Annotated in this window: 8 protein-coding genes; all 8 read right to left on the bottom strand. The window is 73.9% G+C overall.

The window, feature by feature from the left end; all coding sequences use genetic code 11:
* Positions 1-9: 9 nt before the first annotated feature.
* The 8 genes from GA0070617_RS13710 to GA0070617_RS13675 are packed head-to-tail and all read right to left on the bottom strand — an operon-like array spanning position 10 to position 11,112.
* Complete coding sequence (locus GA0070617_RS13710) at positions 10-1,404, bottom strand: glycosyltransferase (protein WP_091437232.1); 1,395 nt, start codon at positions 1,402-1,404, stop codon at positions 10-12.
* Between the two features lie 7 nt (positions 1,405-1,411).
* Positions 1,412-2,230, bottom strand: coding sequence for an ABC transporter permease (locus GA0070617_RS13705; protein ID WP_175440522.1), 819 nt, complete (start codon positions 2,228-2,230; stop codon positions 1,412-1,414).
* Positions 2,227-2,994, bottom strand: a complete 768-nt coding sequence (locus GA0070617_RS13700; RefSeq protein ID WP_091437227.1) for an ABC transporter ATP-binding protein — start codon at positions 2,992-2,994, stop codon at positions 2,227-2,229. The genes GA0070617_RS13705 and GA0070617_RS13700 overlap by 4 nt, the downstream gene beginning before the upstream one ends.
* Positions 2,987-3,631 carry an HAD family hydrolase gene (locus GA0070617_RS13695; RefSeq protein ID WP_217628804.1) on the bottom strand — a complete coding sequence of 215 codons (645 nt, stop codon included), beginning with the start codon at positions 3,629-3,631 and terminating at the stop codon, positions 2,987-2,989. The genes GA0070617_RS13700 and GA0070617_RS13695 overlap by 8 nt, the downstream gene beginning before the upstream one ends.
* A 1-nt stretch (position 3,632) precedes the next feature.
* Positions 3,633-5,114 (bottom strand): hypothetical protein, encoded by a 1,482-nt coding sequence (locus GA0070617_RS13690; protein WP_091437224.1) that lies wholly within the window; start codon positions 5,112-5,114, stop codon positions 3,633-3,635.
* Complete coding sequence (locus GA0070617_RS13685) at positions 5,111-7,291, bottom strand: ROK family protein (protein ID WP_175440521.1); 2,181 nt, start codon at positions 7,289-7,291, stop codon at positions 5,111-5,113. The genes GA0070617_RS13690 and GA0070617_RS13685 overlap by 4 nt, the downstream gene beginning before the upstream one ends.
* A gap of 25 nt (positions 7,292-7,316) precedes the next feature.
* On the bottom strand, positions 7,317-9,611 hold the full coding sequence (locus tag GA0070617_RS13680) for a 3-dehydroquinate synthase family protein (RefSeq protein ID WP_091437220.1): 2,295 nt from the start codon (positions 9,609-9,611) through the stop codon (positions 7,317-7,319).
* Between the two features lie 34 nt (positions 9,612-9,645).
* A complete protein-coding gene (locus GA0070617_RS13675; RefSeq protein WP_217628803.1) occupies positions 9,646-11,112 on the bottom strand; it encodes a glycoside hydrolase family 5 protein in 1,467 nt (488 codons plus the stop codon).
* Positions 11,113-11,252 lie beyond the last annotated feature (140 nt).

The raw sequence follows: 11,252 nt of genomic DNA, 5'->3' as shown, positions 1-11,252 counted from the left end.
GTACTCCAATCAGGAGGGTGGGGCGACCGCCGGCTGCCGGGCGCCGTAGAGGAAGAACGGCCCGTGGTCGAGGCTGCCCACCACGTTGCCGGCCAGGTGGCCGATCAACGCGTCGAGACCGTCGCGCAGCCCGGCCCAGCCCCGGCCGCCCAGCGGCGGCAGGTCCGGGCGTGGCCGGGCCGGCACCGTCGCGGTGCCGGCCCGCCAGCGCCGCAGCACCCGGCCGAACGCGTGCGTGCCGGCACGGACGCGGGCGGCGTCCGCGCCGAACATCGCCTCGACCGCCGCCTGGTCCGCCGTGATCGCGCGCAGCATCCGGTACCCCAGACGCAGCTCGGTCGGGTTGATCAGGAAGCCGGCGTAGGGCCCCCAGTCGCCGACGCGCTGCTCCTGCCAACCGGAACGCCGCCAGGTCAGCGCCGTGACCCCGGGACGGATCGCGCCGGCCTCGGCCAGGGCACGAGCCAGCCAGGCGTGGTCGTATCCCCAGGCGAACTGCTGGGCCCGGGTCGTGCCGGGGGTCTTGCGGGCCTCGTCGACGGCCTCGGCTGCCGGTACCGACCACAGTTCGCCGAGGCGGGACAGCAGAGCCATCGCGAGCATGTCCTCGGTGCTGCCGTAGGGGGTGCCCTCGTAGAACAACGGCCCGTGGTGGCGCGTCCACCACAGCACCGGGTCCTGCCGGACCAGCAGGCCCACGGTGCGGCCGGTGACCAGGCTGCCGTGCGAGGTGACCGACAGCAGGTCGTACCCGTCGCCGTGGAGCGCGCCGGGCAGCCGCCGGGTCGCCGCGCCGGCCGGACCGGCCTCCGTCGTGGCCGCCAGCCGGTCGTACCAGCCGGCGAGGTCCGGCACGGCGACCACCCGGGGGCACGCCGCGACGGCGCGCGGATGGGTGTCCAGGGTGGCCTGGAGCCGGGCCAGCGCACCGGGGGCCAGCGCGGTGTCGTCGTCGAGCAGGAGCAGCGAGCGTCGGCGCAGGGCCGCCCCCTCCGGCCGGGCCAGGAACGCCAGTCCGGCGTTGCGGGCCTGCGCGGCGGTGTACCGCCGGCCGGGTGCCCGGGGCGCGACGACGACGTGGTGTTCCCGGCCGGTGCGGCGCAGCAACTCCCCGACCACCCGGGCGTCCGAGGCCGACAACCCGTTGTCCACCACCAGCAGGGTGGCCGTCGGCGCGGCGGCGGCCACGGTGGACAGACCCAGCCACAGGCTGTCGGTGCGTCCGCCCTCGGGCGGGCTGTAGGTGGGGACGAGCACGGTCACGCCGGACGGCAGGGCGTCCCCGCCGCCCGACGGTGCCGGCGGGACCGTGCCACCCGGCGCGAAGCGGGCCAGGTATCCCGACGCGGTCGGCCGCACCGGGATGGCGATCGGTGTCGCGGTGGTCACCGGCATCGTCGTCATCCCGTCCTCACTGGTAGCGGCTGACGAAGCCGCGCCGCTGGAACACCCGCAACGCGAACGCGGCGAACCCGAACGCCGCGGCCATCAACGCCGCCGTGGCCAGCGCGGCCACGCCGATCTCACCCCAGGGCGCCGGGTCACCGGTGGCCACCGCCCGGGCCGCGCTGAAGGTGTACGTCGTCGGCAGTACCGCCGAGACCGGTTGGATCCACGCCGGCAGCACCGAGACCGGGTAGAACGCGCCGGACAGCGGCAGCATGATGAACAGCAACGTGAAGGCGAGCGTCTCGGTGCCGGTGCCGAGGAACATCACCACACCCATCACGATCAGCGCGATCGCCCAGCCGGTCAGCAGCAGCAACGCCATCACCGGCACGATGGCACCGCCCGTGCCGGTCAGGTCGAAGCCGAACAGGACAGCCGCCGCGGCCGTCACCGCGGCGATGCCCACGCCCACCCGGACCAGCCCCTGCACGGCCGCGCCGGCCACCCACTCGACCGGACGCAACGGCGTGGTGAGCAGGCTCGGCAACTGGCGCGCGTAGATCTCCTCGAAGAAGCTGGACGACACGGCGATCTGGGACTGGTAGACGACGTGCCACATCACGATGCCGGCCACCACGGAGAGTGCGGTACGGGTCGCGGCGTCGCCGCCGGCCTGCCGGACGTACATCGCGATCGAGCCGTACAGGAGCATGTCGAAGACCGGCCAGACCGCGATGTCGAGGAACCGGTGCGGACTGCGGCGGGTCACGAACCAGTGCCGTACCGCCACGGCGGCGATCCGCCGCAGCGCGCCGTCGCCGGCCACCGCGTCGGTGCTCACGACGACGCCCCCGTACTGGCCTGCCGACCGTCGGCGGTGCTCTCGCGCAGCCGCAGGTAGACGTCCTCCAGGCTGGTCTGACCCAGTTGCGCGGTGATCGTCTCGACCGGCCCGTCGACCAGGACCCGACCGCCGGCCAGGAAGATCACCCGCTGCGCGAGCCGCTCCACCTCGACCATGTTGTGGCTGGTGACCAGCAGCGCGGTCCCCCGCCGTCGACACAGGTCGAGCAGGCCGCCGCGGACCCGCAGGGCCACATCCGGGTCGAGCGAGGCGGTCGGCTCGTCGAGCACCAGCAACGCCGGCGCGTGCATGGTCGCCTTGACCACACCGACCACCGTGCGCTGCCCGCTGGACAGGTCGCTTCCCCAACGGTCGGCGAGACCCTCCACGTCGAACTGCCGCAGACCCGCCCGAGCCTGCTCCTGCGGGTTCGGGGCACCGTACAGGCGGGCGTACAGCGTCAGGAACTCCCTGACCCGCAGGTGCGGCGGCAGCGGCAGGTAGCCGGAGGCGAACCCGACCCGGGCCAGCACCGCGCGGCGGGCCCGGCGCCCGCGTTGCCCCAGCAGTTCGACCGTGCCCTCCTCGGGCTGGACCGCGCCGAGGCAGCTCATCAGGGTGGTGGTCTTGCCCGCCCCGTTGGGACCGACCAGGGCGACCCGCTCGCCGGCGGCGACGGTCAGGTCCACCCCGTCGACCGCGGTCACCTGTCGGTACCGTTTGCGCAGGCCACGCACCCGCAACACCGTGTCGTCAGTCATCCGTCGGCTTCCCCTCCCATGCCGTCCACAACAGGTCGCGTACCGCCGCGAGGTTCGGAAGACACGCGTCGGCCTGGGCAAGCCGCGCCGGCGGGTGCGTCGTGGTGACCGCGAGCACCACGCATCCGGCGGCCTTGGCCGCCCGTACGCCGTCGGGTGCGTCCTCCACCACGACACAGCGGTCCGGGGGTGTACCCAGCCGGCGGGTCGCGGCGAGGTAGCCCTCCGGGGCGGGTTTGCCGTGCCGGACGTCCTCGTCGTACACCGCCACCGTGGGCAGCGGCAGCCCGGTCGACCGGAAGCACTCGCCCACGAACCACCGGCTGCCCGAGGTGACGATGGCCCAGGGGACACGCTGGCAGGCCCGCACCAGCGCGCCGGCACCGGCGACCGGGCGCACCCCGGCCATCCGTTGCCGGGTCAGCGCGTCCAGGGCCCGCCGTTCCACCGCCGGATCGAGGTGCGGGGCGACCTCGCCCAGCACGTCGGCGGTGCGCCGACCGGCTGTGCGGGCCAGCACGAGGTCCGGGTCCAGCCCGTGGCCGAGCGCCCAACCGCGCCACACCTGCCGGAACAGGTCACCGGTGTCGAGCAGTACGCCGTCGACGTCGAACAGCACGGCTGCCGGAGCGCGCACCTCAGCCACCTCCCCTGGCCCGCCCGGAGACCTCGGCCCGGTCGACCGCCGGCGACGACACCAGCAGACTGCGCTCCGGCAGCGACCGGTGGGTGGCCACGGCGATCCGACGCAGGGCCCGGGCGGCGGCGCGCACCGGCGGGGCGGCGGTGGGGTCGGTGCCGGCCTCGACGCCGCGCGTGACGATCAGCACCGCGACTGTCGGATCGGGGTAGCCGGCCTGGAAGGAGTGGTGGTTCCAGGCGCTGCCCTCGTGCACCTCGCACGGACGTCCGGTGGCCCCGGTGAACCGGGCGGCGGACGGCAGGTCCCGCTCGGCCGCCGACCAGTACCCGACGACGTGCAGTCGCGTCACTTCCGGGCGGTGGGTGAGCCACCTCGCGGCGGTGTCGGGCAGGTCGGCGACGGCGACCGACCGGTGACCCGCCTCGTCGGGGTCGGCGTGGGCCAGGTGCTCCTTGTACACGCGCACGTTCGGGTGCTCGGCGACGTCGAGGCCCGCCCGCAGCCCGACGCAGGCCACGAACACCCCGGCGGCGTACAGCCCGTCGAGCAGCGCCGGCAGGTCACGCCGTAGGCCGCCGAGATCGAACACGACCTCGGGTCGACCGGTCCCGCCGACGGCGGGCGTGCCCTCGGCCCCGCAGGCCAGCTCCACCGTGGGTCGCCACCGGCCGGGTTTGCCACCGAGCACCTGCCGGCCGAGCTGCAGCAGCCAGCGCCGCAGTCCCGGTCCCGCCCACCGCGGCGGCACGAACCGGATGCGCACGGCACCCGCCACCGGCACCGTACCGGCGCGTCGGGCCGCGGCGACGCCGATCCGGTGGCTCCGGGAGACGAACCGTGGGTAGGCGGCGGCCAGCGCCGCCCCGTCGGCGATGCCGGCCACCGCCAGGAACGCGGTGGACAGCGGGGCGCCGAGCATCGCCACCTGGTCGGCTCCACCGCCGGGCGACAGCGCGAAGGCCTCCGGCGGATCCGCCTCGTCGCGCAGCCACACCAGCCGGCCGCCGTCGCGTGGCGGCACCGCCGCCACCAGCAGCCGGGTCTCCCGGGTGGCACCGGAGGCGGAGACCGCCAGAACTCCTCGTGGGGTGCCGGGTTCGTCGGCCAGCGCCTGGGCGATCGCGGTGGGGTCGAGGCTGTCCAGGACGGTCAGCGCGGCCCGCCCGCCGGTGGTCTCGGTAAGCGCCTGGGCGGCGAAACACCAGCCGCCGGTGCCCAGCACCACCACCCGCGCCCGCGTCGGCGGTACGAGGGCGGTGCGGACGGCGGCGACCCCCTCGCGTACCACGTGCCACGCCGGAGGCGAGACCCAGCCCAGCCGCACCGCACCCGCCGCCGTGCAGCGCTCGGCCACCACGCCCGGCACGCCCGTGCGGGAGCCCGCCGCCGCGGCGAGCACCGCGGACCACAGGGCGTCGGCGTCGAGCCCGGCGAGGTCGCCGCGGGCCGGCCCGACCGTTTCCGGACACCCGGTCATCGCGGCGACGCCAGCTGGGGAAGCATGGTGCCGTCGACGGCGTGCACCGCGTGGCCCGGCAACCTCAGGTCGACCACCACGCGCAGCGTGGGTTCGCCGCCGACCCGACCGGTGGCGGCCAGGTCGTCGAGGACGGCCGGTACGGCGTCCAGCGACACCACGTGGCTGATCAGTGGGCCCAGCCGCAGCCCGTCGGGGCCGGCGCAGAGCTCCAGCGCCTCCCGGTACTCCTCGGCCGAGGCTCCCCGCGAACCGAGCAGCACGCCACTGCCGCCGTCCGGCAGCCGTACCGTACGCCGCTGGCCGCACCGGATCGGGTGGGCCGCCACCACGTCCCCGCCGGGTACTCGGATGGTGTCACCGGCCAGGAAGCCACCGAACAGGTGGACCGTGGCACCGTCGGCCAACGCCGGCCACAGGCCCGTCAGGAGGTCCGGCCCGGCGCCGGAGACGCAGACCACGACCGCGTCGACGCCGGCACCACCGGTGGCGTCCCGCACGGCCGAGGCCAGGCCGGCGTCGACGGGCAGAGTGTCCTCGGCGGCCACCACACCGCGTTCCACCGCCAGCCGCAGCCGGTCGCCGCCCCGGTTGGCCAGCAGCACCTGCCGGGCTCCCCACCGGCGGGCCAGCAGCACGTGCAGCAGGCCGGAGATGCCGCCGCCGAGCACCAGGATCCGCCCACCACGGCCGGCGTCCCGGGCCATCCGCAGGGAGCGCACCGCGCACGCGAGCGGCTCCAGCAGGACCCACTCGGCCCGGCCCTCGGCGGGCAGCCGCACCGCCTGGCCCCGATCGGCGAGGGCCCCGTCCCAGACCGCGACCTCGCGCAGGACCCCGGGCTGGTTGTGGCCGATCTTGTCGTGGTCGTCGTGCGGGTGGTTCGGATTGACCCCGATCACCTCACCGGGGGCGACGGCGGACACGCCGTCGCCCACCTCGACGACCTGGGCGACGCACTCGTGGCCGAGCACGCCGGGCTCACACCCGCGTTCGCCGCGTACCATCTGCAGGTCGGTGCCGCAGATGCCGGCGAAGGCGACGCGGGCCACGAACTGCTCCCGGCCGCAGCGCGGCCGGTCCCGCAAGCGCACCACGGTCCGCCCCTCGCCCACCGGCTTGTGCAGCTCGCGGTACTGGTCGCGGCGGGCGGCCTGAAACGCCGCCATACCCAGCAGGCTGTCGTCGCCGTCGACCGACGGGCGCACCAGCGCGTCCAGGTCCTCGGCGGTCCAGCCGGTGAACCAACCACCCTGTGGCAGCAGTTCGCCCAGGTTGGCGCGCAACGCGGTGTACCACGGCACGCCGACGCCGTTGGCGAACCCGCCCATCACCACGAAACGCCGCAACCCCAGCAGGGCCGAGGTGTGCAGCAGTTGGGTGGCCAACGGACGGGTGGAGACCCGCAGGACCGCGGCGGCGAACTCGTCGCCGGCACCGGCGACCTGGGCGAGGTCGCGGCTGGTCAGGCGCTCCGGTACGCCCTCGGCGAGCACCGCGAGTTTCGAGTCGCGCCAGCGTCGGGGCCACGCCGTGGCGAGCAGCGCCACGAGCCGCATGGTGGCCGGACCCGAGGCGTACGAGCAGAGGTCACCGGTGTTGCCGCACTCGCACCACGGGGTGCCGACGCCGGCCAGCTCGGCCGGTGGGTCGACCCGGACGTGGCCGACCTCGCCACCCAGCCCCTGGTCGTCGACGAGCAGTTTGCGGTCGAAGGGCAGCGCGTCGTCGAAGACCTTGACCGCGACCCCGGTGCTGACCGTGACCAGACCGAACCGGCCCAGCGCACGGTAGCGCCAGGTAGCGGCGGCGATGTCGTTGGCCACGGTGATGTCGGCCCACGGCAGCCGCGCCGCCACCGCCGCGGCGAGGTCGAAGCCCTCGCTCGGCTCGTGCCACAGCATGGCGGCGTTGCGGATCCGGCCGGTGGCGGCGACGGTGGCACCCACCGCGAGCCCCACCGCCCGGGTGGGCACCGGCGTCGCGGAGCGCACCCGCGACACGGCCTCGGCTATCCGGTCCAGGTGCGCGTCGCGGATCGAGCTGCCCGCGACCGGCTTCGGCGTGGCGAACCGCACCGTGCCGGGCAGCAGTCGTCCCTCGGCGCAGACGCCGATCCGGGTGGTGGTGCCGCCCATGTCCACACAGATCGACGTGGTGTCGGTAAGCGCCGTCACGTCTGCCTCCTTCATCCAGGTCCCGTCACCGCACCGGCGGTCTCGCCAGGGCCGCGAGTTCCGCGCAGGCCTCGGCGACCAGGTGGGCGCTGATCTCGTCGATCGAGTCGATGAAGTCGCCGACGCCGATGCGGCGCGGCACCACCAGGTGCAGCCGACCGGCCTTGTGCGGCATCACCTCGCCGTGCAGCCGGTCCCAGAGCACGGCCGGGTCGCACACCGGGTTCCACAACGCCAGGCCGGTCCGGCGCAGCAGCGTCAGCAGCCGGTCGAGGTCGACGCGGCCCAGGTGTCCGGTCCGCAGGGCCAGGTGGGACGAGAGAGCCATGCCGATCGCGACCGCCTCGCCGTGGCGGAGCCGGTAGCCGGACATGGACTCCAGGGCGTGCCCGAACTCGTGGCCGAAGTCGGGCAACCGCCGTAGGTCCTCCTCGACCGGGTTGGCGGAGAGTTCGCGCAGCATCGCCCGGGTGGCGCGGTCGATGATCTCGCGTACCTGCGGAGTGTCGTGAGCCGCCAGCACGTCGCCGTGGTGCCGCTCCACCAGATCGAACAGCTCGGCGTCACAGACCACCGCCATCTTGATCACCTCGGCCAGGCCACAGCGCAGCTCCGCCGGGGCCAGGGTGCGCAGGAAGGCCGGGTCGCACAGGCAGGCCAGCGGCGGATGGTACGCCCCGAGCAGGTTCTTGTGGCCGTTGAGGTTGACGCCCACCTTGAGGCCGACACCGGCGTCGACCATGCCGACCAGGGTGGTGGGTATCCGGATGTACGGGGTCTGGCCGCGGTAGAGGTAGGCGGCGTACCCGACGACGTCCATCAGGGTGCCGCCACCGACCACGAGCACCCGGTCGTCCGCGCCCAGCCCGAGCCCTTCGGCCACCCGTAGCACGGTGGTCACCTGGGTGAGGTTCTTGGTGTGCTCGGTGGCGACCACCGGCAGGACGGTGAACCGGGCCAGGTAGCCCCGGTCCCGGTAACCGGCCAGCAGCCGCTGCACCCGGTCCACCTGGTCCGGCGCGTACGGGTCGACGACCGCCAACACCTGGCAGCGTTCGGGCAGCAGGTCGGTGAGGGCGGCGGTGGCCGGAGCGAGCACGTCGTCGACCAGACGCACCGGGAACGTGGCCGGCACGTCGACCCGGAGCTGGGTACCCCGCACCGTCCCGGCACCCCGGCGGGGCGTCGGTGTCGTCGGCCCGTCGGCCCGGGCCACCCGTCGGCGGGCCGGGCCGGTCGGCGGACCCGGCGGGCCGGGCCGGTCCGGCCCGGCGCTGAGCACCCGGGCCAGCACGGCCCGGTCCACCGTCACCGGCTCGCCGCCACCGTCCGGGGTGGGCAACATCAGCGTGACCGGCCCGTCACCCGACGGCGCGTTGGCGACCCAGCGACGGGCGGTCGAGGCGTCCACCACCGCTTCGGCCCGCTGCACCGCCAGCTTCTCGGCCACCCCGTCGAGCGCGTGGACCGCCGCTGCCGGCAGCCGGCCGAGCCGGTGGGCGACCCGGGCGGCGGTCAGCACCGACCAGGCCCGCCGCTGTGGTCCGGTCAACGCGGCAGGGGCCAGTGGCAGCAACGCCTCGCCGATCCGCCACGCCGGGTGGCCGGGGCGGAACCGGCGGCACAGCCGCAGCACCGCGGTGAGCGCGTCGCGCTGGCAGGTGTCCGGATCGGCCCGGCCCAACCGGTCGAGCAACCGCCGGTCGAGCGCGGCCAACGCCAGCAACGCGGCCGGCTCCACCGGGTGGGTCAGCACGCCATCCTCGTCGACGATGACGTGGGTGCGGCGGGCCAGGGCGGTGATTCCCTCCTCGGGCAGGGTTGCGCGCAGGCCGTCGCGCAGGCAACCCACCACGGCGGCCAGGTCGCGATGGACGCGGACCGCCGCGGTGTGCCGCCGGAACGACGCCGCCGCCACCGCGACGAGCCGCCCGGTCCGCTCACCACCGAACGCGACCACCGCGTCGCGCCGCCCGAGCTGGGCCTTGACGGCTGCCTCGACGACGTAGCCGCAGGCGTCCACCCCGGCCCGCCGGTGCCCGACGTCCGCCGCGCCGGCCTGCGCGTCCACGACGTGGAAGTCGTCCAACTCACCGCGGTCCTGCGCCACGCGCAGATATCCGATCAGCGGGTCGCCGCCGGGCGCGGCGACCTCGTCGTGCACCACGAGCAACCGCCGAGCCGGTCCCCAGGCATCGGCCAGCACCGGATTGTCCGGCGCGAAGAGGTCCCGGACCAGGTCCAACCGGAAACCGGCGGTCATCGTGGCCCGCAGTGCCGCCGGCGCCGGCGCGGGCGGGGTCGTCACCACCTCAGGCATCGCACGGCCCGCTTCCTCGCGTCCGTGGTGCCGCTCAGACGGCGGCGACGGTGGCGTGCCGACGACGTGCCGTGATGTCGTTTCGCAGCAGGTCGACCAGGGGCTGCCAGGGCTGGCAGTTCTCCAACCGGAACGACTGCATCATCTGGTCGATGTCGTCCTCGCCCATGCCACGGAACAGCTCGCCGAACTGCGGCAGCAGCGCCTCGGAGAAGAGGATCTGCAGGATCACCCGGCAGACCATGAACTCGCTGCCCCACGGGTAGGGGTTCCAGTCCGGGCACTCCTCGGCGAGGGCCTGGTGGATCGGGCCGAGCACGTGGGCCATCTTGCGGCGGTCACCGCCCCAGAGGTCGACCGCCAGGCGGGCCTTCTTGTCCAGGATCGGCCGGATGCGCTCCAGGTACGCACCGTTGGGGGCCAGCCGCAGCGGTGCCGCGAAGCCGACGTCCTTGTACGACCAGTAGGTCCAGCTCGCGTTGTACTTGCGGAACACGTCGAGCTGGTCGCCGAGCAGCCGCAACCGCTCCTGCTCCGACTCCGGCCACACCGCGTTGAACTCGCCCACCACGATGGGGGTGTTCGTCTCCCGCATGTAGCTGGTGCGGTACAGGAAGCTCCGCTCCACCTCGGCCTTATCCCAGTACGCCTCGCCCTCCGGCTCGGCCGCCTGGCCGCCCCCGGCGTTGAGCACGTGGATCGGCCGGTGGCGGCCGGGGTAGCGGCTGCCCGGGGTGTACCCCGGCGCGGGGTAGTCGTGCGGGCAGTAGACGGTGTTCGGCCACGGCTCGCCGAAGAACTCGAAGTCGAGCGCGTACCGGTTGCCGTCGAGGAACAGGACGTGGTTCTGGTCGACCTCCCGGATCGCCTCCACCAGGCGCTCGTAGAAGGGGCCCACCTTCTCGGCGCTGGGGTCCGCCGGCTCGTTGATCGGGTTGTAACCGGCGACCCACGGGTTGTCCTTGTACCGGTCGGCGATCGCCCGCCACAGGTGCACCACCCGGTCCTGGAACGTCCGGTGCACCCAGAACTGCGAGGTGTGCGTGGGGTTGTCGCAGTGCCAGTCCTGGTGCTGCCAACCGGGCACGGAGTGCAGGTCGAGCACCGTACGGATGCCCTGCGCGCCGCACAGGTCGATCACCCGGTCGAGGTAACGGAAGCCGCTCTCGTTGATCTCGAAGGGCGCGTCGTCGCTCTCCAGGTACTTGTAGCTGAACGGCAGGCGGATCATGTTGATACCGAGAGAGGCGAGGTACGCCGCGTCGTCGGCGGTGAAGAAATGTTCGAGAAAACGGTCGAAGAAGAAGTCCCGCAATCCCGGCCCGAGCACCCGCCCGACCGCCGCCCGCTGCCCCTCCTCGTATCCCGGAAATCCGGTAATCCAGTTCTCCATGTTGAGCCAGCCAGCAACGCCGATGCCGAACAACGTCACCGGAGTGCCATTGGAGTCGACCAGATCCGAGCCACTTACCCGAAGAAACGACGCATTGTTGGTGGACACCCGAACACCTCCGCCATTTATGCCCCTCGCTGCGGGACTGGCCAGAACAATAGCGATCAGCGGATGCGGCCGCCAATGAAACCAAAGTCGTAGTCGCCGCTACGACCAAAGGGGTACCCGGGCAGCCCGTCACCCTGCGT

Source organism: Micromonospora yangpuensis, assembly GCF_900091615.1.
Taxonomy (GTDB): domain Bacteria; phylum Actinomycetota; class Actinomycetes; order Mycobacteriales; family Micromonosporaceae; genus Micromonospora; species Micromonospora yangpuensis.
This window is presented reverse-complemented; position numbering and strand designations above follow the sequence as displayed.

Excerpts from the sequence above, each read along its gene's own strand:
- GA0070617_RS13710 (WP_091437232.1), bottom strand. The coding sequence starts at position 1,404 with ATGACGACGATGCCGGTGACCACCGCGACACCGATCGCCATCCCGGTG.
- GA0070617_RS13680 (WP_091437220.1), bottom strand. The coding sequence starts at position 9,611 with ATGCCTGAGGTGGTGACGACCCCGCCCGCGCCGGCGCCGGCGGCACTG.
- GA0070617_RS13690 (WP_091437224.1), bottom strand. The coding sequence starts at position 5,114 with ATGACCGGGTGTCCGGAAACGGTCGGGCCGGCCCGCGGCGACCTCGCC.
- GA0070617_RS13700 (WP_091437227.1), bottom strand. The coding sequence starts at position 2,994 with ATGACTGACGACACGGTGTTGCGGGTGCGTGGCCTGCGCAAACGGTAC.